The following is a 25,577-nucleotide window of genomic DNA, read 5'->3' as shown; positions in this document are numbered from 1 at the left end:
GGCCTTCCCTTTTCTTCTCCGCGCCTCCGCGTGATTCATTTTCGCGCGGAGCCGCGGCGGCACGGAGATAGTGGATGAGGGCTAACCGCCTGTGCGGCAATGACGGCAAAAGAGGGGGGAGTAGCGGTGCTGGGATGCGGCTCTTTGTGGCGCGTGCCCCTCCACCGTGCTGCGCACGGTCCCCCTCCCCGTGCCGGGGAGGAATAAAAAAGGCGGCCCTCTCGAGCCGCCTTTCCCATGGGCCTGTGAAGCCGCTTATTTCGTGCCTTCCGGCGTCTTGGCCTTGCCGCCCTTCTTGCCACCCTTCTTGGGCGCGGCGGGGGTGATCTGGAAGGCCAGGGCCTCATCCTTCATATGGACATGGACCTCGCCGCCATGGACCAGCTTGCCGAACAGCAGTTCTTCGGCCAGCGGCTGCTTGATTTTTTCCTGCATCAGGCGGCCCATCGGGCGGGCACCATAGAGCTTGTCATAGCCCTTCTTGGTGAGCCAGGCCTTGGCATCATCGTCCAGGGTGATGTGGACGTCGCGGTCGGCCAGTTGCAGTTCCAGTTGCAGCACGAACTTGTCGATGACGCGGGCGACGATTTCCGGCGGCAGATAGCCGAACGGCACGATCGCATCGAGGCGGTTGCGGAATTCGGGGGTGAAGAGCTTCTTCACCGCGTCTTCCTGCACATCCTCGCGGGTCAGCTCGCCAAAGCCGATCGATTCCTTCGCCATGTCCGACGCACCGGCATTGGTGGTCATGATGAGGATGGTGTTGCGGAAATCGACGGTCTTGCCGTGATGATCGGTCAGGCGGCCATTGTCCATCACCTGCAACAGGATGTTGAACAGGTCCGGATGCGCCTTCTCGATCTCGTCGAGCAGCAGCACGCTGTGCGGCTGCTGGTCGACGGCGTCGGTCAGCAGGCCACCCTGGTCATAGCCGACATAGCCCGGAGGGGCGCCGATCAGGCGGCTGACCGAATGGCGTTCCATATATTCCGACATGTCGAACCGCTGCAGCGGGATGCCGAGCAGGGTTGCGAGCTGGCGCGCCACCTCCGTCTTGCCGACGCCGGTCGGGCCGGAGAAGAGATAGTTGCCGATCGGCTTGTCCGGATCGCGCAGGCCGGCACGCGACAGCTTGATCGCGGACGACAGCACCTCGATCGCCTGATCCTGGCCGAAGACGACGCGTTTCAGATCGGTGGTCAGCGATTCCAGCACGCTCTTGTCGTCCGACGACACGGTCTTGGGCGGGATGCGCGCCATGGTGGCGATGACCGCCTCGATCTCCTTGGGGGTGATCGTCTTCTTGCGCTTGGAGGGCACCACCAGCATCTGCATCGCGCCGACTTCGTCGATCACGTCGATCGCCTTGTCCGGCAGCTTGCGGTCGTTGATGTAGCGGGCCGACAACTCGACTGCCGCCTTGATCGCGTCCGGCGTATATTTGACGTGATGATGTTCCTCGAACGCGGTGCGCAGGCCGGTCAGGATCTTGATCGTATCCTCGACCGAAGGCTCGTTCACGTCGATCTTCTGGAAGCGACGCAGCAGCGCACGGTCCTTCTCGAAATGATTGCGGAATTCCTTGTAGGTGGTCGAACCGATGCAGCGGATCGTCCCGCCCGACAGGGCCGGCTTCAGCAGGTTCGAGGCGTCCATCGCGCCGCCGCTGGTCGCGCCGGCACCGATCACGGTGTGGATCTCGTCGATGAAGAGGACCGCGTGCGGCATCTTCTCCAGTTCGGTGACGACCGCCTTCAGCCGCTCCTCGAAGTCGCCGCGATAGCGGGTGCCGGCCAGCAGCGCGCCCATGTCGAGCGAGTAGATGACCGCTTCCTTGAGCACGTCGGGCACTTCGCCCTCGACGATCTTGCGCGCCAGGCCTTCCGCGATCGCGGTCTTGCCGACGCCCGGATCACCGACATAGAGCGGGTTGTTCTTCGAACGGCGGCACAGGATCTGGATGGTGCGGTCGACTTCCGACGACCGGCCGATCAGCGGATCGACCTTGCCGCGTTCCGCCTTCTCGTTGAGGTTGACGGTGAACTGCTCCAAGGCACTGTCCTTCTTGCCCTTGCCGTCCTGCACCTTCTTTTCCTCCTCGGCTGCCCCCTTGGTCTCCTGACGCTCGGGCGTGGGCGTGCCCTTGCCGACGCCGTGGCTGATATAGCTGACGGCATCGAGGCGGCTCATGTCCTGCTGCTGCAGGAAATAGACGGCATAGGATTCGCGTTCGGAGAAGAGCGCGACGAGGACATTTGCGCCCGTCACTTCATCCTTGCCGGACGACTGGACATGGAGGATGGCGCGCTGGACGACGCGCTGGAAGCCGCTGGTGGGCGAGGGGTCGCTGGCGCCCTCCACCTTCAGGCTGTCAAGTTCGGTGTCGAGATACTGGGTGACGGCATCGGCCAGTTCGCCCAGTTGCACGCCGCACGCCTGCATCACCTTCGACGCATGTTCATCGTCGATCAGCGCGAGAAGCAGATGCTCCAGCGTCGCATATTCATGCTTGCGCTCGGACGCATGGGTCAGCGCATTGTGCAGGGTGGTTTCAAGGGCGGCTGCGAAAGATGGCATGTCTTTTCTACTCCTGGCCCCGGTTAGGGGCTGACTTGAACCTTATGTCGGCATTGCTCGACGACGGTTCAAGGGAGAGGCCCTGACCGCCGGAATTGCCAGACTGCCCATGCCCGGTGGAGCCCTTGGTCGGGCCGTCAGGGGCGAGGCGCGGGTTCATCGCTTGAATAACGCCTCGGCAGTTGCCTTATGGTTAACGGCGCTTTCAATTTTTGTTCGAGTGCGGGTGATTTCGGTTTCCAGCGCCCTGATGCGCGCTTCCAGTTCCGCAACGGACAGGGGACCCAGATCCTGTCGGAGCAGTTGGGCCAGCGGATCATCGGCCTTTCTCGGCAGATCATTGTCCATGTCCATAAAGGGTAATGTTGACCCTGTAGGCTAGTCTGTCAATAAGAAGCGAAGCTCCGTCCGTCGATTTTGGGTGCGGCGCAATATCTCTGGCCCGGGGGGGCGCATATGATCCTCGACAGTTTCACGATTCCATCGCAGATGACGGCCATCGGCATCCCGGTGCCGGGCGGTCCCGACGCCCTGGTGCCCGAACAGCGGCCGGTGCCGGTACCGGGCGAGGATGAGGTGCTGATCCGCGTCGCCGCCGCGGGCGTCAACCGGCCCGACGTGCTGCAGCGGCAGGGCAAATATCCGCCGCCGCCCGGCGCATCCGACATTCCCGGACTCGAGGTGGCGGGCACGATCGTCGCCGCCGGCCGGTCCGCCGACATGCTGGTGGGCCAGCGCGTCTGCGCGCTGCTGCCGGGCGGGGGTTATGCCGAATATGCGATTGCGCCGGCCGGCCAGTGCCTGCCGGTGCCGGCGGACTATGACCTGGTCGAGGCGGCGGCGCTGCCCGAAACCCTGTTCACCGTGTGGACCAACCTGTTCGAGCGCGCCTATGTGGTCGGCGGCGACCGGGTGCTGGTCCATGGCGGCACCAGCGGCATCGGCACCATGGCGATCTCGCTCTGCCGCCTGTTCGACATAGAGATCATCGTTACCTGCGGCAGCGACGACAAATGCGCCCAGGCGCTCGAATGGGGCGCTTCCCATGCGATCAATTACAAGAGCCAGGACTATGTCGCCGAGGTGAAGCGCATCACCGGCGGGCAGGGGGTGCAGGCGGTGCTCGACATGGTCGGCGGCGACTATGTCCCGCGCAACATCGAATGCATGGCGGAAGATGGCCGCCATGTGTCGATCGCGGTGCTGGGCGGGGCCAAGACCAGCATCTTCCTGCCGACGGTGATGTCCAAGCGCCTGACCCTGACCGGATCGACCCTGCGGCCGCGCTCCTCGGGCTTCAAGAGCCTGGTCGCGGACGAGATCATGCGCACCGTCTGGCCCTTCGTCGAACAGGGCAAGCTGCGCCCGGCGATGGACCAGCGCTTTGCCCTCGCCGACGCGGCCAAGGCCCATGCCCGCATGGATGCGGGCGAACATTTCGGGAAGATCGTGCTGACGGTGTGAGGGGTGGCGGGGAAAACCCGCCAAACCGTAGCATTTCCGTCATATTCGGTGCGGAGTTGTAACAGAGCGGCGCTAAGGATTCGGCCTCAAGGACAACAGCCCTTGAGGACGTAGACATGGACGCCATCACGCGCTTGCCCTTCCTGAGCGAACTGGAAGAGGGGGCTGACGACCGCTTCCACATCCCCGAGCGGGAAGGCGCGCGTCGCCGCTATCGCACCATCTGGATTTCCGACATTCATCTGGGGACGCGCGGCTGCAACGCGACGATGCTGATCGATTTCCTGGACAGCGTCGACAGCGACACCATCTATCTGGTCGGCGACATCATCGACGGCTGGCGGCTCAAGAAGCGCTTCTACTGGCCGGCCGCGCATAATGACGTGCTGTGGCGGATCATGAAGCGGGCCAAGCGCGGCACCCGTGTCGTCTATATCCCCGGCAATCATGACGAGATGTTCCGCCAGTTCACCGGCATGAATTTCGGCGGGGTCGAGATCCGTCGCAAGGCGATCCACGAGACCGCCGACGGGCGCAAGCTGCTGGTGCTGCATGGCGACGAGTTCGACACGATCATGCTGGCGCATCGCTGGCTCGCCTTCGTGGGGGACGCGGCATACACCACCCTGATGCGCCTCAACGTGGTGGTCAACGCGGTGCGCCAGCGCATGGACCTGCCCTATTGGTCACTGTCCAAGATGGCCAAGCACAAGGTCAAGAATGCCGTGTCCTTCATCTCCCGCTTCGAGGAAGTGGTGGCGCATGAAGCCGGCGCGCGCGGCGTCGACGGCGTGGTGTGCGGCCATATCCACAATGCCGAGATGCGCGAGATCGAGGGCATCGAATATTATAATGATGGCGACTGGGTGGAGGGCTGCACCGCGCTGGTCGAACATGCCAGCGGCGCGATGGAGGTGCTGCACTGGGCCGACGAGATCGCCAAGCGCGGCGAAAAGGCGCCGGCGCTGATGGCGGCCTGACGCGGAGAGGGGCCATGCGGATCGCGATCGTCACCGACGCCTGGACGCCGCAGGTCAATGGCGTGGTGCGCACGCTGCAGACGATCCAGGCCGAACTGGAGCATATGGGCCATGAGGTGAAGGTGATCTCGCCCGATCTCTATGGCTCCATTCCCTGTCCGACCTATCCCGAAATCCGGCTGGCACTGGTGCGATCGGGCGTGGTGGGGCAGGCGATCGCCGCCTTCCGTCCCGATGCCGTCCATCTGGCGACCGAAGGGCCGCTCTGCTTTGCCGCCCGGCGCTGGTGCCTGCGCGGCAATGTGCCCTTCACCACCGCCTATCACACCCATTTCCCCGATTATGTGTCGCAGCGCACCGGGCTGCCGGCGGCCTGGTTCTGGCGCTATATTCGCTGGTTCCATGGCCCGGCGCAGGCCGTGCTGGTGTCGACCCGGTCGGTGCGGCAGCAATTGCGCGCCCATGGCGTCGCTAATGTCCGCAAATGGGGCAGGGGCGTGGACCTCAACACCTTTGCCGGGGATGTCGCCCCCTCGGCCCTGCTGGCGGACTTGCCGCGCCCGATCCAGCTCTATGTCGGCCGGGTCGCGGTCGAGAAGAATCTCGAGGCCTTTCTGGCCAGCGAGCATCCCGGAACCAAGGTGATCGTCGGCGACGGCCCGGCACGCGGGGCGCTGGAGCGGGCCTATCCCGATGCCCGTTTCATGGGCGCGCAGTTCGGTGCCGATCTGGCGGCGATCTATGCCGGCGCGGACGTGTTCGTCTTCCCCAGCCGCACCGACACGTTCGGGCTGGTGATGATCGAGGCGCTGGCCGCCGGCACGCCGGTCGCAGCCTATCCGGTCACCGGGCCGATCGATATCGTCACGCCGGAAACCGGCGCGCTGTCGGAGCGGCTGGAAGATGCCATCGCCGCCGCGCTGCTGTGCGATCGGGCTGCCTGTGCCGCCTATGGCCGCAGCTTCAGCTGGGAACGCAGCGCGCAGGAATTCCTGGCCGGATTGCATCCGATCGATCCGGTGGTGATGGACAGCGCCGCCTGACGCTTTTCCTTGCCGCAAGCCCCGCGATGCTCTATCCCTGACATGTCGTGGCCGCCCTGCTTGGGCGGCCCTTATCGTTTTTAGAGCCGGAGAAGACCCCGTGTCCCAGCCCCTCATGCCCCATGCGACCGCCAGCTGGCTGGTCGACAATAGCGCTCTGAGCTTCGACCAGATCGCGGAATTCTGCGGGCTCCACATCCTGGAAGTCCAGGCCATCGCCGATGACACTGCCGGCATCAAATATACCGGCCGCGATCCGGTGCGCGCCCATGAAATCACCATGGACGAAATCCACAAGGGTGAGAGCAATCCCGACTACAAGCTCAAGATGCTCAAGGGCCCCGAACCGGTCCGCCGCACCAAAGGGCCGCGCTACACCCCGGTCAGCAAGCGCCAGGACAAGCCCGATGGCATCGCCTGGATCCTGCGCAACCATCCGGAGATTTCGGACGGCGCGATCGGCAAGCTGATCGGCACCACCCGCACCACCATCGCCGCGATCCGCGATCGCAGCCACTGGAACATCAGCAACATCACGCCCAAGGATCCGGTGACGCTGGGCCTGTGCTCGCAGCGCGAACTGGATGCGCTGGTCAGCAAGGCGGCGAAGAAGGCCGGCATCGAGATGCCGACCGATTCGCGTCTGGATGGCGATCGCGAGGCGCTGATCGAGGAACTGCGCCGCGAGCGCGAGGATAATGCGCGCCGCATCGAGCAGGCGCTCAAGAGCGAGTCCGAGCTGATTTCGGGCGCCGCGACGATCCTCGATCCGTTCAGCAGCAACAAGGGCGAGGTCTGAAGACGTAGCGTCATCCGACGCTCTTTCCGACCCGCTGCAATGCAGCATTTCCAAGGGCCGCGCCGGCTTTCCGGCGCGGCCTTTTTGCTACAATTCAGACACAGGTTGACGCTTGCGTAAAGCGCTCGGGCCACTTACACTTCTGTAAATGGAGAGCAGAGAAAAGATCTGGCGCGAGCATTATCAGCACCCTACGCCGTGGGAGCAGACGTTCCCGCCGATGTCGATGGGGGACATGGTAACGCAGAGCGCCACCGCCCACCCGCAGGCCCACATGATCGACTTCATGGGGCGCAAGTTCAGCTATGGCGCGATGATGGACGACATCAGGCGCATCGCTTGCGGATTGCAGGCCATGGGCGTGAAGAAGGGGGACCGGGTCGGTCTCTATCTGCCCAACACCCCCCATTATGTCGCGGCCTATTATGGCGCGCTGCTGGCCGGCGCGATCGTCGTCAACTTCTCCCCCCTCTACACCGCCGCCGAACTGGAGCATCAGGTCGAGGATAGCGGCACCAAGATCCTGTTCACCCTGTCGGCCAAGGCACTGCTGCCGACCGCGCTCAAGGTGCTGGACAATAGCAGCCTCGAAAAGCTCGTGGTCGGTTCGATCGCCGAGGTGCTGCCGACTGCCAAGAGCATCCTCTTCCGCCTGTTCAAGCGCGGCGAGACGACGCCGCTGCCGCATGATCCGCGCGTCATCCGCTACGACCGGCTGATCGCCAATTCCGGCGAATGCATCGTGGCCGACATCGATCCGGTCAATGACGTTGCGCTGCTGCAATATACCGGCGGCACCACCGGCACGCCCAAGGGCGCGATGCTGACCCACCAGAATCTGACCGCCAATGCGCGCCAGGCGCAGGCGATCGACCCGCATGCGGGCGAGGGCGACGACCGCATCATCGCGGTGCTGCCCTTCTTCCACGTCTTCGCCAATACCTGCACGCTGAACCGGACCGTGATGAATGGTGGCGAGATGGTGATGCTGCCCCGGTTCGAGGCGGTGCAGGTGCTTTCGGCGGTGCAGCGGACCAAGGCGACGTCGCTGCCCGGCGTGCCGACCATGTATCAGGCGCTGCTCGATCATCCGGCCCTGCCGAACATCGATTTCTCGTCGCTGCGCACCTGCATTTCGGGTGGCGCGCCGCTGCCGATGGAGGTGAAGCAGAAGTTCGAGGCGGTGACCGGCGCGCGCCTGATCGAGGGCTATGGCCTCACCGAAACCAGCCCGATCGTCTGCGCCAACCCCTATGAGGGACTGAACAAGACCGGCACCGTCGGCCAGCCCGTGCCCGGCACCCGCGTCAAGATCGTCAGCCGCGAGGATCCGACCCAGCCCCCGCCAGAAGGCGAGCCGGGCGAACTGATGTTTGCCGGCCCGCAGATCATGAAGGGCTATTGGAACCGGCCGGATGCGGACGCGCAGGTGTTCGTGGGCGAATTCCTGCGCACCGGCGACGTTGGCGAGGTCGATGACGACGGCTATGTGCGGATCGTCGATCGGCTCAAGGACATGATCGCCGTCGGCGGCTTCAAGGTGTTCCCGAGCCAGGTGGAATCGGTCCTCTATCATCATGAATCGGTGAAGGAGGCGCTGGTGATCGGCGTGCCCGATCGCTATCGCGGCGAGCAGCCCAAGGCGTTCGTGACCCTGAACGAAGGCGCGACCATCGACGGGCCGGGGCTCAAGGATTGGCTCAACCCGCAACTGGGCAAGCATGAGCGGGTCTGCGAGGTCGAGGTGCGGGCCAGCCTGCCCAAGACGCTGGTCGGCAAGCTGTCGCGCAAGGAACTGGTCGCCGAAGAACGCGCCAAGGCCGAACAGGCGATGGCCCAGAATGCGGCGCAGACTGGAACCGCGGCCTGATTGCTCCTATCTAGCGCGCCAAAGCTGGATAAGGATTATCGATATATGGCGCAGGAAATCGCAACGCTGGCTGGTGGCTGCTTCTGGTGTACGGAAGCAGTCTACCAGACGCTCAAGGGCGTGGAATCGGTCCAGAGCGGCTATATCGGCGGGACCAAGGTCGATCCGACCTATGAGGAGGTCTGCACCGGCAATACCGGCCATGCCGAAGCGATCCGCATCGCCTTCGACCCGGCCGTCATCAGCTATGCCGACCTGCTCGACATCTTCTTCGCCACCCACAATCCGACGACGCTGAACCGCCAGGGCAACGACATCGGAACGCAGTATCGTTCGGCGATCTTCCCCCATTCGGCCGAGCAGCAGGCCGAGGCGCTGGCCGGCATCGCGCGGGCGCAGGTGGACCAGGTCGATCCGGTGGTGACCGCGATCGAGGCGGACGCCCCCTGGTATCCGGCGGAGGATTATCACCAGAAATATTGGGAGCGGGTCGGCGACCAGAATCCCTATTGCATGGCGGTGATCCCGCCCAAGCTGGCCAAGCTGCGCAAGGGTTTTGCCGCGCGCATCGAGGAATAATCCTCGGTCTGGCCGATTTTCCGACGGCTCGTCCCGTTTCGCCGCGTTCTTAGCTTATGGTTAATGTCGACCATGGCAGATGCAGCGCAACGGACGAGTCGGGGGACTTTGAAATGACCAAGACGATCATGCTGCTGGCGCCGGCGATGCTGTTGATGCTGCCGGGCTGTATTGCCAGGACGGCGGTGGATATCGTGACCCTGCCGGTGCGCGCAGGTGCGCAGGCGGCGGACTGGGCGACGACCAGCCAGGACGAGGCCGACCGCAACTATGGCCGCAAGATGCGCAAGCAGGAGGCCGAGGAAGGCAAGGCGCGCAAGAAGGCCGACGAACAGCGCCGCCGCGAATGCCGCAAGGCCGGCTACGATAATTGCGGCTGAGCCGGATCGACCGGTCAGGCCGCGGCGCGGCGTAACCGGTCGTTGATGGCGGTGCCGATCCCCTCGTCGGGGATGGGGGCCACCGCGATCCGCTCCTGGGTGCTGGCGTCGGCGACGTGCAGCGCAGCGAACAGATTGGCTGCCGCCTCGCGCAGGTCCGCATCGGCGCTCAGGTTCAGATGGCAGGGCATCAGCCCGAAGCCGATCAGATATTCATCCTTCTCCGCCCGCAGCGCGTTGAGCCGCACCGGTTTCGACGGCGCATAATGGCTTTCGAGCTGGCCGGGTGCTTCGATCTTCGCATTGTCCTTCCCCGTGATGACCGGCAGGCCACTTGCCTCCTCCAGCATCGCGGCCGTGACCGGGCCGGGGCGCAGCAGGCGGATGCGGTCCGCTTCGGGGGCGGCAATGGTCGATTCCAGCCCTTCGCTGGTCGGGCCTTCGTCCAGGATCATGCGGATCTTGCCGTTGAGGCTGGCCAGCACATGCTCGGCCCGGCTGGGGCTGATCGATCCGCTGCGATTGGCCGAAGGCGCAGCCAGCGGCCGGCCACTCTCGCGGATCAGCGCGCGCATCGCGGGATGGGCCGGCAGGCGCAGGGCCACGGTCGGCAGGCCAGCCATCACCAGCGGCGACAGGCCGCTATCGGCCCGCACCGGCAGCACCATGGTCAGCGCGCCCGGCCAGAAGCGGGCGGCAAGCTGTTCGGCCTGGGGCGAGAAATCGGCCAGCCGCCGCGCCATTTCCATGTCGGCGACATGGACGATCAGCGGGTTGAAGCTGGGCCGCCCCTTGGCGCTGTAGATGCCCGCGACCGCCTGGGAATCGGTGGCATCGGCCGCCAGGCCATAGACGGTTTCGGTGGGAACGGCGACGGGCTCGCCGGCGCGGATCAGCAAGGCTGCCTCGCGAAGCGCTTCCGCGCCATAGCGGCAGACCCTGGTGGAAAAGGCTGGATTTGGGATAGTCACGACCCCCGCGATATAGACCCCGGAACGCTGCAGTAAAAGGCCATTGCGACAGTGACATGACATTGTTGGCAAAGCTTGCCGCAACGGCGCGGCCCGGCTAATCCCGCGCCATGAACGACGCCCTGCTGACCCGTATCGCCGAAGCGCTGGAACGGCTCGCGCCGCCGCCGGCTTCCTCTGCCGACCTTGCGGCTGCACCCGCCTATGTGTGGGACGGGGTGGCGATCCGCGCTGTGGATGCGTTCGACCCGGTGGATTATGATCTGCTGACCGGCATCGATGCGCAAAAGAGCGCGCTGCTGGACAATAGCCGCCGCCATGCCGCCGGCCATGCCGCCCATGACGTGCTGCTGTGGGGCGCGCGCGGCACCGGCAAGTCGGCGACCGTCGCATCCGTGGTGGGCAAGCTGCAGGCGGAAGGGCAGGACATCGCCCTGCTGCAATGCGCGATCGACGAACTGGCCAGCCTGCCGGCGCTCTTCACCCTGCTGCGCAGCACGACCCGGCCCTTCATCCTGTTCCTCGACGATCTGGGCTTTGACGAAGGCGTGGGCGATGCCCGTGCGCTGCGCTCGCTGCTCCAGGGCGGCACCGCCGCGCGTCCGGCCAATGTCCGCCTCTATGTGACGTCCAACCGCCGCCATATCGTGCCGCGCAACCTGTCGGAACAGGATGATCCGATCAATCCGCGCGACGTGGTCGATGACAAGATGGCGCTGTCGGACCGGTTCGGCCTCAGCCTCGGCTTCCACGCGCTCGACCAGGATGCCTATGTCGCCATTGTCGAGGGCTATGCCCAGGCGCTGGGTCTTAGTGTCGAGCCGCTCGACGCGATCCAGTGGGCAACCCAGCGCGGCAGCCGCTCGGGCCGGGTCGCCTGGCAATATGTGGTCGAACTCGCCGGCCGTCACGGCCTTTCGGTCTGATTCTCAGTCGCCATCCTTTTCGGCCAGGCTCAGAAATTCGTCGACCAGTCGGTCCAGTTCCTTGCGGCAACGCGGCGGATCGACGGCGGTGTCGCATAGCGGCGCGGCATCGGCCATCGTCTTGATGACGCGGGCCAAGCTTAGCGTGTCGCTGTGACGTTGTCGATGGGCGAGGGCGGCGAAGGTGTTGAAATACATTTCCGCCAGCCGCCGATCATGCTCCAGGTCATAGCCTTGTCGTCGGTCCGGCTGGCCCAGCGCTTCCATGCGCAAGTGATGAAGGGATCGCCGCGCGCTGTCCGCCCGCAGCTGATATAGCTCCGCCGGTTCGATCGGTTTCATCTTGGACGCCTGTCGCATGACGCATCAGCGCGCGAACGAGGCAATATATCCCGGCTGTTGCCCGGCCGAAATTAAGCGTCTGGTCTTGCGAACAAGTTTTTTTCGACGCATCGGCCGGGCGCCCAAGATTATTGTGCGCGGGTCACCCGCCAGACGACACCGCCGACATCGTCCGCCACCAGTAGCGCGCCCTTGGCGTCCACGGTCACGTCGACCGGCCGGCCACGCGCCGCGCCCTGTGCGTCCAGGAATCCGGTCAGCACGTCGGTCGGCTTGGCCTTGCCGACTTCGCCATTATCCTCGAACGGAATGAACACGACCTTGTAGCCGGCGGCCGGCTTGCGGTTCCAGCTGCCATGCAGGCCGACAAAGGCGCCATTGCCATAGGCGGCGCCAAGCTGCGCATCCTTGGAGAAGCTCAGGCCCAGCGGCGCGACATGGTTGCCCAGCGCATAGTCGGGGCGCTTGGTATATTCGCGGATTTCCGGCCGCTGCGGCTGGACCCGGCGATCCTCATAGCCGCCCCAGTAATTCCACGGCCAGCCATAGAAGGCGCCGAACTCGACGCGGGTCAGATAGTCGGGGACCAGGTCGCCGCCCAGCATGTCGCGCTCATTGACCACGCCCCACAATACGCCGCTCCTGGGTTCGAACGCCAGGCCGACCGGGTTGCGCAGGCCCGACGCATAGATGCGATAGTCGCCGGTCTTGGGATTGACCTCCAGCACGGCGGCGCGGTTCGCTTCGCTTTCCAGGCCATTCTCGCCGATATTGCTGTTCGATCCGACGCCGACATAGAGCAGCCCGTTGGGGCCGACGGTCAGGCTGCGGGTCCAGTGCATGTTCGGCGCCTGGGCGGGCAGGTTCAGGATCTTGCGACCCTTGTCGCTGATCTTGGTCTCGCCTTCCTTATAAGGGAAGGCCATCAGCGCATTGGTGTTGGCGACATAGAGGGTGTCGCCGATCAGCGCCATGCCATAGGGCGAATAGAGGCCGCTCAGGAACACCGTCTTGGTGTCCGCCTTGCCGTCGCCATCGGTGTCGCGCAGCAGGCTGATGCGGTCGGGCGAGGGGGCGCCGGCGCCGGCCTTGTTCATCAGGAAATTCATCACCCGGCTGACGATGCCGGTCTGCGGACGCGGCTGGCTGTTGGTCTCGGCCGTCAGGATGTCGCCATTGGGCAGGCGCAGCAGCGATCGCGGATGGCTCAGCCCCTCGGCGAAGCGCTCGACCACCAGTCCCTTGGCGGCGACCGGCTTTTCCCCGGCCTTCCACGGCTTCACTTCGGCGATGTTGACCGTCGGGAAAAACTCGTTGCGCGGCGTGGTGAAGCGCGGTTCCCGGCCGACATCGGCACCGGCCGGCAACTGGGCCGTGTCGCCCTGCGCGAAGTAGAGGAAGGCGCCGCCGGCAATGACCAGCGCGACGAGGGGGATGGCGATGAAATGCTTCTTCATGTCGCCACATCTATGCGGCGATGCGACGCCCGGCAAGGCGCTCCGTTGCGCGGGTGGTTAGTTAAGCCTTTCGTTCGCGCAGCCACAGCAGCAGGGCGATCAGGATACCGGCCCCGGTGCCGACCAGCAGGCCGATGCTGGGCTGGCCCAGCAGGCCGCCGCCGATCGCCCCGGCCATGATCAGCAATGCGATGATGGCGCCCGCGCCGGTCGGATTCTTCGCCTTGTTCATGGTCCATCCTTGCCATGGCCCGCCGCCCATGGCCAGTCGCTTGTCGCCCGCGTCTCCCCTGTCCCGGATCGGAACGGCTGGCGTCCCGAAATGGCGCGTCTGTCCCGCTGCGGGACTTGGCTAACCGGCTGTTCACCCTCGTCATCGGCCTGCTGCGCCAAAGCGCCAAACTGGCATGGGGGTTGATAGGGGAGGGGAAAGGGCGCGCAAAAATCGGGGGTCGCATGCACATGCCATATCTTTCGGATCGAAAGAGCTATGAGGATGCGACGGAACTGATCGCGACCTTCGGCGCCAATGCCGGCTATGAGGCGGCGGCGCGGGCCGATCGCAGCCGTGACCTCGGCAACCACATCCATTTCTGCCACTGGCGCCAGATCGAGCGGCTGATCGTGCTGCTCGCCCATCACCAGCCGCTTGGCACGATCCACTGATAGTCTGAACGCAAAAGGGCCGGAGCGTCATGGAACGCTCCGGCCCTTTTTGCTGTCTGGCTGACGGCGATTTAGAGCCGCAGGCCGGCGGTTTCCGGCAAGCCGGCCAGGATGTTGAGATTCTGCACGGCGGCGCCCGCAGCCCCCTTGCCCAGATTGTCGAGCGTGGCGACCAGACGCGCCTGGCCGCTCTGCGCATTGCCGAACACCGACAGAGATAGGCGATCGGTCGCGCCGACATGCTCGACCTCAATCTGTGCCATGGCGCTGCTGTCGGCCAGCGGCGTCACGCTGACGATCGGCGATCCTGCATAGGCGGCGGCCAGCGCGGCATGGATGTCCGCCGGGGATGGGGTGCCGGGGATGGCGCGCAGTTGCAGCGGCACTTCCACCAGCATGCCACGATAGGCGTTGGCGACGGCCGGCGCGAACAGCGGCGGATGGGCCAGGCCCGAATAGCGGGTCATTTCCGGCACATGCTTGTGCGCCAGGCTAAGGCCATAGGCGCGGAAGGCGGTCGGCGCGCCATCGGCGCCCTCATATTCCGCGATCATCGCCTTGCCGCCACCCGAATAGCCCGATGCGCCCGATACCGTCACCGGCCAGTCGGCCGGCAGCAGGCCGGCCAGCACCAGCGGACGGACCAGACCCAGAAAACCGGTCGGCCAGCAGCCGGGATTGGCGACGAAGCGGCTGTTGGCCAGCCGCTCGCGATGGCCCGGCTCCAGTTCGGGGAAGCCATAGGTCCAGCCGTCGGCGACGCGGTGCGCGGTCGATGCGTCGATCACGCGGGTGCGATCATTGTCGATCATCGACACGGATTCGCGTGCGGCATCGTCGGGCAGGCACAGGATCACGATGTCGGCCGCGTTCAGCGCGTCGCGCCGGGCCGCCATGTTGCGGCGATCCTTCTCGTCGACCGTGATCAGCGACAGTTCGGGCCGGTCGGCCAGGCGATCGGCAATCTCGATGCCGGTGGTACCATGGCCGCCGTCGATAAAGATCTTCGTGGTCACAGGGCAATCCTCCGCCGCGCGATGATCGGCTGTTCATGGTCGGGCGCCAGTCGGGCGACGACATCGGCCAGCGGCTCGACCACCACGGCCATCCAATGGGCGTTGGCGTGCAGCATATGGGTGGCGTCGGTCATGATCCCGACATGGCCGGGGAAGAAGACCAGGTCGCCGCGCTGCAACGGCGCGCTCGCCTCGATCGGCGCGCCAATGCCCTCGCATTGCAGGTCGGTGTCGCGTGGCACGGCGATGCCGCATTCGCCCAGCGCAACCTGCACCAGGCCCGAACAGTCGATGCCGCGATGGCCACGGCCGCCCCAGACATAAGGCTGGCCCAGATAGCGCTGCGCCACCGCGGCCCAGTCGCTTTCCGGCGAGTCGATCGGGGCGGCATGGCGGCCATGGATGAAGCCGTCGCCGGTCGCGAGGAAGCTGTCCTCGGCCTCGCCGCCGAAGCGGGCGCCCAGCGGCCAGTGATCGGCGATCGGCGCCTTGATGTCGGCGCGGCTGAACAGCGGCGCGCTCTGGTTGACGATGCGGTGGCTGACCGCTTCCTTCACGTCCAGCGCGTCGCGGCGGATATAGCCGACATAGCCATCATGCCCGCAAAAGCCCCAGGCCCAGTCGGTCGTGACGTCGAGCGCATGGAAGCTTTCGCCGCGCAGCAATTCGCTGACCGCCTCGGCATTGTGCGAGGGCTGGGACAGGATCGGCGCACCGGGCGCCACGCAGGTCAGTTCGACCGCGCGCGCATAATGGGCGGAAAAGAGCACGCCGGCGAGCGAGATGTCCGCAAGGTCGCCACGCGCCGCATGGACGCGGTGGTCGAGCGCTACGGATCTGCCGTCCAGCTTGAACCGGGTTCTTTCAGGCGGTGCGTTCCGCGTGGTGTTGATCTGGCCTGTCATCGCGCGCGGTTCCTGCGATGAAATGGTGAAAGGCGTCAAGGAATTCCGCGCCCTTCGACGTGCGGGTGATGAAAATATTGCGCCGATCGGCCGCATCCCGCTCTCGTCGGAGATAGCCGAGCGCCGAAAGCTTGTTCAGCGCGCGGGTGATGACCGGCTTGGATACGTGCAACTGTTCGGCCAGACCGCGCACGGTATGCGGGCCATCGCCGATATAGACGGTCAGCATCAGGGCCATCTGGCGGTTGGTGAGGTCGGGTTTTCCCGACCGTACATAATCCACCAGGGTCCGCATCCACTGGCTGAGCGGCTGTATGCCGGGACGGTCGATCTGGGCGGCCTGTTGCGGGGAAGCGAGCGCGTTCATGCCCCCCTAACGCATGATAGCCAATCCGGTTGCGTAACGGATCGCAGGATATTGCAGTTTGGCTATCGCGCGCCGTCATAGCGCTGCTGGAGCAGGCGGAAGACCGCGCGCAGGCCCAGCGCCTCGCCGCCCTTGGGCCGGCCCGGACGCGCCGCCGGTCGCCAGGCGAAGGTGTCGAGGTGAATCCAGGCCGTGCCCTCCGGCACGAAACGCTGCAGGAACAGGGCGGCGGTCACCGCGCCGGCAAAGCCGCCTTCGCCGGCATTGTTCATGTCGGCAATGTCGGACTTCAGCATGTCATAATAGCCGTCCCACAGCGGCAGGCGCCAGGTCGGGTCGTCGACCGCCGTGCCGGCCGCCGCGATGTCGGTCGCCAGCGCCTCGTCATTGGTGAACAGCGCCGGCAGGTCCGGGCCGACGGCGACGCGCGCCGCGCCGGTCAGGGTGGCGAAGTCCACGATCAGCTCGGGCTTTTCCTCGCCCGCGCGGGTCAGCGCGTCGCCCAGCACCAGCCGCCCCTCGGCGTCGGTATTGCCGATCTCCACGGTCAGTCCCTGCCGGCTGCGCAATATGTCGCCGGGGCGGAAGGCATTGCCGCTGATGGCATTTTCGGCGGTCGGCACCAGCAGGTGCAGCCGCACCGGCAGGCGCGCGCCGATGATCAGCCGGGCCAGCGCGATCGCATGGGCCGCGCCGCCCATATCCTTCTTCATCAGGCGCATGCCCGATGATGGCTTGATGTCGAGGCCGCCGCTGTCGAAGCAGATGCCCTTGCCGACCACGGCGATGCGCGGCGCGGCGGGATCGCCCCAACTCATTTCGATGAGGCGCGGGGCAAAGCTCTTGTCCGCCGCCTTGCCGACGGCATGGATCATCGGGAAACCCTGCTCCAGCGCGTCGCCGCGCGTCACCTGCACCTCGCCGCCATGGGCCTGCGCCAACTGGCGCACGACATCTTCCAGATCCTGCGGCCCCATGTCGGCGGCCGGCGTGTTCACCAGGTCGCGGACCAGCGCCACCGCTTCAGCCTGCTGCACGATCGCCTCGATCCGGGCGACGTCGCCGGTCAGCAGCACGCGCGGCCCGGCCGCGCCTTCATCCTTGCGATAGCGTTCGAACCGATATTGCGCCGTCAGCCAGCCCAGCGCCGCCGCGCCGGTGCTGCCCTCGGCCAGGCGATAGCTGCCTTCGGGCAGGCTCTCGGCCAATCTGGCCAGGCACCAGCTACCCAGCGCGTCGCGCTTGACCACTCCGGCCACGACCGACCAGTCGCTCTGCCCCTCGCCGGGGATGATCGCATATTCGTTCGGCTTGGCGTGGAATTTCTGGGCACTGATCAGGGCGCGGACCCGCTCGGGCTGGGCAGTGAACCAGGCGTCCAGTTCGGCCGCGTCGATCAGCTGGATGGAACGGGCGGGCTGGCCATTATCGGCTTTGAGCAGGTCGGCAAATTCGGTCATGCACAGGATGTAGGAGAAAGCGCTCCTCATGGGAACGGGCCATTTTTTGCATCTTCTTTCGTCCCGGTGGAAACCCGGCCGGCCGTCAGGGCATTTGCCTATTGTGGCCCGAGTGCCTAGGTTCCAGATCATAATAAACGGCAAGGAGAGTAGCCATGATCCGTTCCGACAATAGCGGCCTGCAGGCGCTGCGCGCCCGCGCTTATGCGCTGGCCGAAAGCGGCCAGTTCGCCAATGCCCATGCGGTCGAGCAGGCGCTGGTGGCCGAAGGCTGGCCCAATATCCATCGCGCGCTCGCCGGCGACTATGCGCGCAAGGCGATCAGCGAGCGCTGCCTGACGGCCAAGCCGCACTGATGCGGGGAGGGTGGGGGAACGGGACGACGGGGCTGCTGCTCGCAGCCCTCTTGCTGTCCGGCTGCTCGAAATCGACTGAGGACGACACGCCCGGCGGCAACATGCCCGCCAATGCGACGATGCGCGCCTTTGTCGACCGCATGGCCGGCACCACGCGACCCGCTGCCCCACCCGCCAAACCATTCGAGCAGTCGGACAAGACCGAACTGCTGGAATTTCTCTACGCCTATCCGGTCGAGCAGTCGGACAAGACCGAACTGCTGGAATTTCTCTACGCCTATCCGGCGCAGGCGGCGGCGATCCCGACGCTGGTCGATCGCTTCGCCCGCGCCATGGCCGAGACCAAGGCCGATGCGCTCAAGATGGCGACGCAGGACCGGGATTCGGCCAGGAAAGCGGGCTTCCCCTTCCACGCCCACAGCCGCGAGACGCGCTGGAGCGTGATGGCGGACACGCCGCGCTTCCTGGCGCTCGAATCCGCCAATTACATGTATACTGGCGGTGCCCATGGCATGACCGGCTATGAAGCGCTGCTGTGGGACAGGGAACGGCGGCGCGAAACCGATTTCGGCGCACTGCTGACGTCCGAAGCGGCGTTCGCGGCGGCGATTCACGACAATTTCTGCAAGGCGCTGGATCGGGCGCGGGCGGAAAAGCGCGGCGCGCCGGTGGTGCCGGGCGATGACGACTTCACCAAATGCATCGATCCGATGAAGCAGGTGCTGGCGCCGACATCGCGCGACGGCAAGTTGATCGACGGCATCCAGGTGACGATCGGCCCCTATGGCGCCGGCCCCTATGCCGAGGGCAGCTATGACATCAAGCTGCCGGTCGACGCGGCGATCTACAAGGCGATCAAGACCGAATATCAGGACGCGTTCGTCAGGCCCTGATATCCGGTTCCCGATCGGTCAGGCCGGCACGCCGTACAGGTCGTGATCGTCGGCATCCTCGATCAGCACGTCGAACATGTCGCCCGCCTTGCGGCCTTCGCCCACGTCGCGCAGGAAGACATTGCCGTCGATTTCCGGCGCATCGGCCTGGCTGCGCGCGGTGGCGCCGATGCTGCCATCTTCCTCGTCCGGCTCGCCGACCTCGTCGATGATCACCGGCATGACCCGGCCGACCTTGGCCTGCAGCTTGGCGGCGCTGATCGCGGCGGTCTTTTCCATGATCCGCTGATAGCGTTCTTCCTTGACCTCTTCGGGCACGGCGCCGGGCAGGTCATTGGCGGCAGCGCCCTCGACCGGCTCGAAGCGGAAGGCGCCGACGCGGTCGAGCTGTGCCTCGTCCAGCCAGTCGAGCAAATATTGGAAGTCCGCCTCGGTCTCGCCGGGGAAGCCGACGACGAAGCTGGAACGGATCGCGATGTCCGGGCAGATATCGCGCCACTTGCGGATGCGGTCCAGCACCTTGGCTTCGTTGGCCGGGCGCTTCATCGCCTTGAGCACGCTCGGCGAAGCATGCTGGAAGGGAATGTCGAGATAGGGCGTCAGCAGCCCTTCGGCCATCAGCGGGATGACCTGGTCGACATGGGGATAGGGATAGACATAGTGGAGGCGCACCCAGGGGGCGACACCGTCCGCCGTGCGCAACTGGCCCAACTCGCGCGCCATGTCGGTCATATGGGCGCGGACCTCGCGGCCCTTCCACATGCGCGGCTCATGGCGCGTGTCGACGCCATAGGCCGACGTGTCCTGGCTGATGACCAGCAATTCCTTGGTGCCGGCCGCGACCAGCTTTTCCGCCTCGCGCAGCACCGCGTCGATCCGGCGCGACACCAGGTCGCCACGGATCGACGGGATGATGCAGAAGGAGCAGCGATGGTTGCAGCCCTCTGAAATCTTCAGATAGCTGTAATGGCGCGGGGTGAGCTTCAGCCCGCCTTCGGGCACCAGGTCGACAAAGGCGTTGGGGATGGGCGGCGATGCGTCATGCACCGCATTGACCACCTGCTCATATTGATGCGCGCCGGTGACGGCCAGCACCTGCGGGAATTTCGCGCGGATCACGTCCGCTTCGTCACCCATGCAGCCAGTCACGATGACGCGGCCATTTTCGGCCATGGCCTCGCCGATCGCCTCGAGCGATTCCTCCTTGGCGGAATCGAGGAAGCCACAGGTGTTGACCAGCACGACGTCGGCGCCGGCATAGTCGGCGGACATCTGATAGCCGTCGGAACGCAGCTTGGTCAGGATACGTTCGGAGTCGACCAGGTTCTTCGGACAGCCGAGCGAAACCATGCCGATCTTCGGCGCGTCTGGGATTTTGGTTGCCATGATCGGCGCGCACATAGGGATTTTTGCGCCAAATGTCACGGGGTAGCCGAAAAGACAAAGGGCGCGCCCAAATGGACGCGCCCTTCGCCATGGCTAAGCGACTAATCTATCACATCTTGTAGGACAGGCGGATGTAGCCGAACTGGCCCGGCACATCATAGGTGGTCGGGTCGAAATTGGCGCTGTCGCAGGTGAAGCAGGCCGGCGGATCCTTGTCGAACAGGTTGTTGACGCCGATCGTCAGCCGGGTGCGATGGTCGAGCCAGGCCGGCGAGAAATAGGCCTGCATGTCGCCATAGAAGGTCGATCCCATGACATGGCCGTCGCTCTCGGTCACCTTGCTGATATAGCGGCCGGTGAAGGAAACGCCCCAGGCATCGGCCGAATAGTCGAGCGTGGTGGTCGCCTTGAAGCGCGGATAGGCCTGGTCGACCGAACCGCAGCGTTCGGTGCCGGCGCATTTGATCGTGGGGGCATTCAACTCGGCCGGGGCCTTGATATCATAGCTCAGCAGATAGGCGGCATTGATCGTCAGACCGACCGTGCCGTCGCCTACCGGCTTGGAGCGATAGATCAAAGATCCGTCGATGCCGTCGGTGTTGATGGCGTTGAGATTCTGCAGCGTGGCGTCGATGCCGGCGACCAGACCGCTGGGCGTGCGGCTGATCGATGCGCAACTGACCGGATCGGCATCGAAGGCGCAGCGGCGCAGGGTCAGCGTCGCAGGCACCGAGTCGATCGCATTCTTGAGGCGGATATTATAATAATTGACCTCAAGGCTGAGTGCGCTGGCAAAGCTGTTGCGTGCCCAGGCCGGGCTGTAGACCATGCCGGCGGTCCAGGTCTTGGCGGTTTCCGGCTTCAGGTTGGTCGAGCCGCTGGAAAAGACGCCCAGCTGGCCACCGGTCGGCTCGTCATAGCTGCCATCGGCCGGCACGCCATTGGCGATGCAGTTGGCGCGCACGGTCGGATTGTCCCAGGATCCGCCTGCTGCGCTGGTGCAGGGGTCGTTGATCGTCTGATCGGTGCGCGACCGGCCGGCATGCATTTCGCCGATGCTCGGCGCGCGCAGGCTTTCGGCATAGCCGCCGCGCAGCAGCAGGTCGCTGACCGGTTTCCACAGGCCCGACACGGTGAAGGTCGTGTTGCTGCCGAAGCTGCTATAGTTGGAATGGCGCACCGCGCCGTCCAGCTCCAGCTTCTGGAAGAAGGGCTTGTCCGCAAGCAACGGGATGCGGATTTCGCCATAGACTTCATCGACATTGAAGCTGCCCGCCGCCGGACTGGTCGGTACGTCGGCGCCCAGGCCCGCGGTGATGATCGGGTCGGGGGTGTAGCTGGCGCGCTGGTTGCGATGCTCGTAGCCGACGGCGAAGCCGACCGCGCCGCCCGGCAGGTCGAACAATTCGCCCGACAGGTTGGCGGTGGCGTCCCACAATTCCTGCGTGCTGCGATCCTTCTGGTCGAAGGTCACATAGTCGAGCATGGCCTGGGTGATCGACCCGGCCCCGCCGAAGATGTTGAACGGTACGCAATCGCCGGTGCAGCCCGCGACCGGCCCCAGCGCCTGGGCCAGCTTGGCGGCGTTCAGGTTGCCGGTGAACACCTGATGCGCGTCATTGCTGCCATACATGCCGTTGACGTCCCAATACCAAGTCTTGTCGCCGACCCCGAAGGAGCCTTCGAGCGTCGATTGCATGGTGAAGGTGTCGACATCCTGGTTGAAGATACGCGGGCCGCCCTCGACGAAGCGACGGGCGATCAGCGAATAGGTCGCCGGCTCGCCATTGGCACCCGACGACAAGGTGAAGCCGAACGGATTATAGGGATTGGTCGCATCGATGCTGATCGTGTCGAGCAGATTGCCGTTGCCCGCATCCGGGCCGACGAACAGCGGCAGCGGTGCGGCCTGGGTGGTCGAACTGCGATGCTGATAGACCAGCCGCGTGCGCAGGCTGACATTGTCGGAAAATTCGAATTTGGCGTTGAGGAAGCCGCCATAGCGTTCCGAGGGCGTCAGCAGATAATTTTCCGGCGCGAAATTATAGCGGTCGGCCGAGGTGAAATTCTTGAAGTCCCCCGGATAGGTCGGGCGCCCGCTGACCGGCGCGATCAGCGTCAGATCATCGTCGCCGATCATGAAGCGGCCGTTGGGCGTGGCACCGGAACAGCCGCCGATCGGGTCGGCGCAGCTCGTCTGGCCCGGATTGGGGAAGCGGGAGATGGAGCGATCGGCGGTGCGGACGCTCTGCTGCTTCACATAATTGCCGCCAAAGACGATCGACACCCGATCGGACTGCAGGCCATAGCTGGCGTTGAGATCATAGGTTTCGCCATCGCCCTGTTCGTAGGTGCCGAACTGGGCGGACAGGTCGAGGCCCTTCTGCGACTGTTTGGTAATGATGTTGACGACGCCGGCAACCGCGTCGGAGCCATAGAGCGGGGAGGCGCCCGACTGCAGCACCTCGACCCGTTCGATCATGCTGGCAGGGATGGAGTTCAAGTCGACCGATGCGGGAATGCCGCCGGCGGCCGATCCGTTCACATAGCGCATGCCGTCGACCAGGATCAGCGTGCGCTTGGCGCCCAGGTAACGCAGGTCGATTTCGGCCGAGCCGGAGCTGACGCCGGTGCCGTCGGGCGGGCCACCGATATTGCCGGCATTGTTGACCTTGGTGTTGAGGCCGCCGCCGGCGCTCGGGATGCGCTGCAGAACGTCGGCGATCGAGGAAAGGCCGGTCCGCGCGATCGCTTCCTGATCGACCGTGACGATCGGCTTGTCCTGGTCCAGCGGATTCTGGCGGATGCGTGATCCGGTGACGATGATGGCCCCGGCATCATCGGCCTGCGGCGCGGTGGATTGGGCGAAAGACGGTGCGTTATAAAGGCAGGCGGACAGCAGGACGCCGGTTTTCAGGACATTTTTCAAGCGCATATTCTACCCCTCAAAAATCAGACCTGAGGGGGAGTGTTGCCATTCTATGACAGCAAGGCAATTGGCCTCATGCTGCGCTGCACCCTGGGTAGCACGAATTTTGCCATATGTTGCTGTGACGCAACAAACATGTTCAGTCTGTCGCTAGTTTGAACCTATTGATCGTCGGCGCGGGGTGTGGCGCCGGTTTCTTCCACGATCTCGATGATGCAGTCGCCCGTCTGGAGCCGCTTTGCGCCTTCCTCCCAGAAGCCGATAGGATGGTCGCCGCGATAGATGCGCACGCCAAGCCCGGTGCCGATCGCGGACAGGGGCTGGCCGATTTCCTGCGGCAGGACCGGTCGTTCGTGCAGCTTCACCCGGCCGCCCGAGGCGGCGAGATCGGCCATATAGTCGGCGATATGCTTGCCGCTGGTGCTGCCGGCCAGCAGCAGCCCGGCAAAGCTGACCGGGTTGATGACGGTGGTGGCGCCGGCCTGGCGCGCAGGCACTTCATTATCCTCGTTGCGCACGACGATGCTGATCGGCAGGCGCGGGGCCAGGTGACGCGCGGTCAGCGTGATCAGGATCGACGTGTCGTCGCGCCCGGCCGACACGATCATCGTGCGGGCACGGTGGATGGCCACGTCCTTCAGCGTCTTGTCGCGCGTGCTGTCGCCGCACAGCACGTTGCAGCCCAGCGCTTCGGCATGGTCCAGCGCCTTTTCGCTGCCGTCGATCACCACGATCTCGCGCGGGTCGGTGCCGCGCGCCAGCAGTTCGTTCACCGCCTCCTGGCCGCTGGTGCCGAAACCGGTGACGACGATATGATTGTGCAGATCGGCCTGAATACGTGCCATGCGCCACCTGTAGAGGATGTTGCGGAAGAAGAGATTATAGGCGGTGCCGAGGAAAATGATCCAGACGAACAGCCGGATCGGCGTGACGAAGATGGATTCGAACAGGCGCGCTTCGGGCGAGACCGGCACGATATCGCCATAGCCGACCGTGGTGACGGTGACCGTGGTGAAATAGAGCACGTCGATGAAGCTGATTTGGTCGTCATAATTGTCCTTGAGACCATCACGCCCGAACCAGTGGAGCGCCAGCACGATCGCGATCAGGCCAAAGACCAGCACCACCCGCCAGGCGAGGTCCGCCCACACCGGCAGCGCCGATCGCCGCCGCAGAAAGCCGGCCATGGGCGATGCCGAAGGCGGCGGCGCGATCTTCATGGGGTGGGCAATTGGGTCATGGGATTGATCGGCACCCGGTCCTTGCGCAGCTCGAAATGCAGCTTCGGCTTGCTGGCATAGCCTGTGTCACCGCTAAGGCCAATCACCTGGCCCTTCGTCACCTTCTGCCCGCGCACCACGTCGATCCGGTTGGCATGGCCATAGGCGCTGACCCAGCCGCTGCCATGGGTGATGAGGATGAGGCCGCCGAACACAGCAATGCTGTCGCCGGCATAGGCGACGACGCCGTCGGCCGCGGCCCGGATCGGCGTGCCGATCGGCGCGGCAATGTCGATGCCGTTATTCTTGGCGCCGCTCTCGCCGGGGCCGAAACGGGAAAGGATATTGCCCTTGAGCGGCCAGGCGAATTGGCCGGAAAAGCCGCCGGGCTGGGCGATCGGCACATTGGAGGGCAGGGGGCGGGGTTGGGCCTTGGCCATCGTGCGCGGCTTTTCCTCGGCGACGGCAGGCTGGCCGCCGGTCAGCACGTCGTCAATGTCGATGCGGAAGGCGGCGGCGCGCTGCTCCAGGCTGGATGCGGCCGGCCGCACCGGCTGCGCCGCCACCGGAGCGGTCGGCATCTCGCCGCCGGGCAGCAGCAGCCGCTGCCCACGCCGCAGCACATAGGGTTCGGAGAGGCCGTTGATGTCGACAATGTCGCTCCACCGCACGCCATAGGCCACGGCGATGGCGATGCCGGTCTCCCCCTCCGCCACCGCATGATAGCGCCCGCCGGGGATCGACAGGTTCTGCCCCGGCCGCAGCGCATAGGGCGGCGCCAGCCCATTGGCCCGTGCGATTGCGTCCGATCCCGCGCCGGTGCGGTTGCCGATGCCGCGCAGCGTATCGCCCGGCTGCACGCTATAGGTGCTGGCGGCCACCGTCCGCGCATTCGCCGTCACCTGCTGCGCCGTCCAGACCGGTTTGCGCTCGATCATCTGCGGTTCGGGCTTGACCGGTTGCGGCGGCATAGGGCGCGCTGTCCTGCACG

Annotated in this window: 25 protein-coding genes; 11 read left to right on the top strand and 14 right to left on the bottom strand. The window is 65.2% G+C overall.

The window, feature by feature from the left end; genetic code table 11:
- Positions 1-255 precede the first annotated feature (255 nt).
- A complete protein-coding gene (gene clpA, locus BRX37_RS00315) occupies positions 256-2,577 on the bottom strand; it encodes an ATP-dependent Clp protease ATP-binding subunit ClpA (RefSeq protein WP_125985118.1) in 2,322 nt (773 codons plus the stop codon).
- Between the two features lie 156 nt (positions 2,578-2,733).
- Positions 2,734-2,931 (bottom strand): DUF1192 domain-containing protein, encoded by a 198-nt coding sequence (locus BRX37_RS00310; protein ID WP_004211362.1) that lies wholly within the window; start codon positions 2,929-2,931, stop codon positions 2,734-2,736.
- Positions 2,932-3,033: 102 nt separating this feature from the next.
- On the opposite strand from BRX37_RS00310, the gene BRX37_RS00305 reads away from it, so the two are divergent.
- From BRX37_RS00305 to BRX37_RS00275, 7 genes are all read left to right on the top strand, one after another.
- Complete coding sequence (locus tag BRX37_RS00305) at positions 3,034-4,041, top strand: NAD(P)H-quinone oxidoreductase (protein WP_122129379.1); 1,008 nt, start codon at positions 3,034-3,036, stop codon at positions 4,039-4,041.
- 116 nt (positions 4,042-4,157) lie between these two features.
- Complete coding sequence (locus BRX37_RS00300) at positions 4,158-5,021, top strand: UDP-2,3-diacylglucosamine diphosphatase (RefSeq protein WP_125985117.1); 864 nt, start codon at positions 4,158-4,160, stop codon at positions 5,019-5,021.
- Positions 5,022-5,035: 14 nt separating this feature from the next.
- Entirely contained in the window at positions 5,036-6,064 is a 1,029-nt protein-coding gene (locus BRX37_RS00295) for a glycosyltransferase family 4 protein (RefSeq protein ID WP_125985116.1), read from the top strand.
- A 115-nt stretch (positions 6,065-6,179) separates the two neighbouring features.
- Positions 6,180-6,863, top strand: a complete 684-nt coding sequence (locus BRX37_RS00290; protein ID WP_010337928.1) for a DUF1013 domain-containing protein — start codon at positions 6,180-6,182, stop codon at positions 6,861-6,863.
- A gap of 148 nt (positions 6,864-7,011) precedes the next feature.
- A complete protein-coding gene (locus tag BRX37_RS00285; protein ID WP_029547759.1) occupies positions 7,012-8,733 on the top strand; it encodes a long-chain-fatty-acid--CoA ligase in 1,722 nt (573 codons plus the stop codon).
- A gap of 45 nt (positions 8,734-8,778) precedes the next feature.
- Positions 8,779-9,312, top strand: a complete 534-nt coding sequence (gene msrA / locus BRX37_RS00280) for a peptide-methionine (S)-S-oxide reductase MsrA (protein ID WP_004211369.1) — start codon at positions 8,779-8,781, stop codon at positions 9,310-9,312.
- Positions 9,313-9,425: 113 nt separating this feature from the next.
- Complete coding sequence (locus tag BRX37_RS00275; RefSeq protein ID WP_004211370.1) at positions 9,426-9,692, top strand: hypothetical protein; 267 nt, start codon at positions 9,426-9,428, stop codon at positions 9,690-9,692.
- Between the two features lie 14 nt (positions 9,693-9,706).
- On the opposite strand, the gene BRX37_RS00270 is transcribed toward BRX37_RS00275, so the two are convergent.
- Entirely contained in the window at positions 9,707-10,663 is a 957-nt protein-coding gene (locus tag BRX37_RS00270) for an L-threonylcarbamoyladenylate synthase (protein WP_125985115.1), read from the bottom strand.
- 110 nt (positions 10,664-10,773) lie between these two features.
- Between BRX37_RS00270 and BRX37_RS00265 the strand changes: the two genes are divergently transcribed.
- A complete protein-coding gene (locus BRX37_RS00265) occupies positions 10,774-11,589 on the top strand; it encodes an ATP-binding protein (RefSeq protein WP_004211373.1) in 816 nt (271 codons plus the stop codon).
- A gap of 3 nt (positions 11,590-11,592) precedes the next feature.
- On the opposite strand, the gene BRX37_RS00260 is transcribed toward BRX37_RS00265, so the two are convergent.
- From BRX37_RS00260 to BRX37_RS26560, 3 genes are all read right to left on the bottom strand, one after another.
- Positions 11,593-11,931, bottom strand: a complete 339-nt coding sequence (locus tag BRX37_RS00260; protein WP_230588606.1) for a hypothetical protein — start codon at positions 11,929-11,931, stop codon at positions 11,593-11,595.
- A gap of 128 nt (positions 11,932-12,059) precedes the next feature.
- A complete protein-coding gene (locus BRX37_RS00255; RefSeq protein ID WP_125985114.1) occupies positions 12,060-13,388 on the bottom strand; it encodes a PQQ-dependent sugar dehydrogenase in 1,329 nt (442 codons plus the stop codon).
- A 61-nt stretch (positions 13,389-13,449) separates the two neighbouring features.
- Positions 13,450-13,620, bottom strand: coding sequence for a hypothetical protein (locus BRX37_RS26560; RefSeq protein WP_010337933.1), 171 nt, complete (start codon positions 13,618-13,620; stop codon positions 13,450-13,452).
- A 230-nt stretch (positions 13,621-13,850) separates the two neighbouring features.
- Between BRX37_RS26560 and BRX37_RS00250 the strand changes: the two genes are divergently transcribed.
- Positions 13,851-14,054 carry a hypothetical protein gene (locus BRX37_RS00250; RefSeq protein WP_004211380.1) on the top strand — a complete coding sequence of 68 codons (204 nt, stop codon included), beginning with the start codon at positions 13,851-13,853 and terminating at the stop codon, positions 14,052-14,054.
- Positions 14,055-14,125: 71 nt separating this feature from the next.
- On the opposite strand, the gene argC is transcribed toward BRX37_RS00250, so the two are convergent.
- The 4 genes from argC to BRX37_RS00230 form a co-directional block, all read right to left on the bottom strand.
- Entirely contained in the window at positions 14,126-15,070 is a 945-nt protein-coding gene (gene argC / locus BRX37_RS00245; protein ID WP_125985113.1) for an N-acetyl-gamma-glutamyl-phosphate reductase, read from the bottom strand.
- Complete coding sequence (locus BRX37_RS00240) at positions 15,067-15,975, bottom strand: C40 family peptidase (RefSeq protein ID WP_125985112.1); 909 nt, start codon at positions 15,973-15,975, stop codon at positions 15,067-15,069. The genes argC and BRX37_RS00240 overlap by 4 nt, the downstream gene beginning before the upstream one ends.
- Positions 15,935-16,342 (bottom strand): MarR family transcriptional regulator, encoded by a 408-nt coding sequence (locus BRX37_RS00235; RefSeq protein ID WP_004211384.1) that lies wholly within the window; start codon positions 16,340-16,342, stop codon positions 15,935-15,937. Before BRX37_RS00235 ends, BRX37_RS00240 begins: the two co-directional genes overlap by 41 nt.
- 62 nt (positions 16,343-16,404) lie before the next feature.
- Positions 16,405-17,802 carry a leucyl aminopeptidase family protein gene (locus tag BRX37_RS00230; RefSeq protein ID WP_125985262.1) on the bottom strand — a complete coding sequence of 466 codons (1,398 nt, stop codon included), beginning with the start codon at positions 17,800-17,802 and terminating at the stop codon, positions 16,405-16,407.
- A gap of 155 nt (positions 17,803-17,957) precedes the next feature.
- Here BRX37_RS00230 and BRX37_RS00225 point away from each other — a divergent pair, with 155 nt between their 5' ends.
- Both BRX37_RS00225 and BRX37_RS00220 read left to right on the top strand, forming a co-directional pair.
- Entirely contained in the window at positions 17,958-18,158 is a 201-nt protein-coding gene (locus BRX37_RS00225; RefSeq protein WP_004211387.1) for a hypothetical protein, read from the top strand.
- Positions 18,158-19,051 (top strand): DUF4163 domain-containing protein, encoded by an 894-nt coding sequence (locus BRX37_RS00220; RefSeq protein ID WP_125985111.1) that lies wholly within the window; start codon positions 18,158-18,160, stop codon positions 19,049-19,051. The genes BRX37_RS00225 and BRX37_RS00220 overlap by 1 nt, the downstream gene beginning before the upstream one ends.
- 18 nt (positions 19,052-19,069) lie before the next feature.
- Here the strand turns inward: BRX37_RS00220 and rimO are convergent, their stop codons facing one another.
- The 4 genes from rimO to BRX37_RS00200 form a co-directional block, all read right to left on the bottom strand.
- Positions 19,070-20,452 carry a 30S ribosomal protein S12 methylthiotransferase RimO gene (gene rimO / locus BRX37_RS00215; protein ID WP_206434088.1) on the bottom strand — a complete coding sequence of 461 codons (1,383 nt, stop codon included), beginning with the start codon at positions 20,450-20,452 and terminating at the stop codon, positions 19,070-19,072.
- 94 nt (positions 20,453-20,546) lie between these two features.
- The gene (locus tag BRX37_RS00210) at positions 20,547-23,372 is read right to left on the bottom strand and encodes a TonB-dependent receptor domain-containing protein (protein ID WP_125985109.1); all 2,826 of its coding nucleotides are present in this window, start codon (positions 23,370-23,372) and stop codon (positions 20,547-20,549) included.
- Positions 23,373-23,527: 155 nt separating this feature from the next.
- Positions 23,528-24,586 carry a potassium channel family protein gene (locus tag BRX37_RS00205; protein ID WP_048939091.1) on the bottom strand — a complete coding sequence of 353 codons (1,059 nt, stop codon included), beginning with the start codon at positions 24,584-24,586 and terminating at the stop codon, positions 23,528-23,530.
- A complete protein-coding gene (locus BRX37_RS00200; protein ID WP_486055821.1) occupies positions 24,583-25,557 on the bottom strand; it encodes a LysM peptidoglycan-binding domain-containing M23 family metallopeptidase in 975 nt (324 codons plus the stop codon). Before BRX37_RS00200 ends, BRX37_RS00205 begins: the two co-directional genes overlap by 4 nt.
- Positions 25,558-25,577: the final 20 nt, after the last annotated feature.

The sequence above is a fragment of the Sphingomonas sp. S-NIH.Pt3_0716 genome, assembly GCF_003950715.1.
GTDB lineage: Bacteria > Pseudomonadota > Alphaproteobacteria > Sphingomonadales > Sphingomonadaceae > Sphingobium > Sphingobium yanoikuyae_A.
This window is presented reverse-complemented; position numbering and strand designations above follow the sequence as displayed.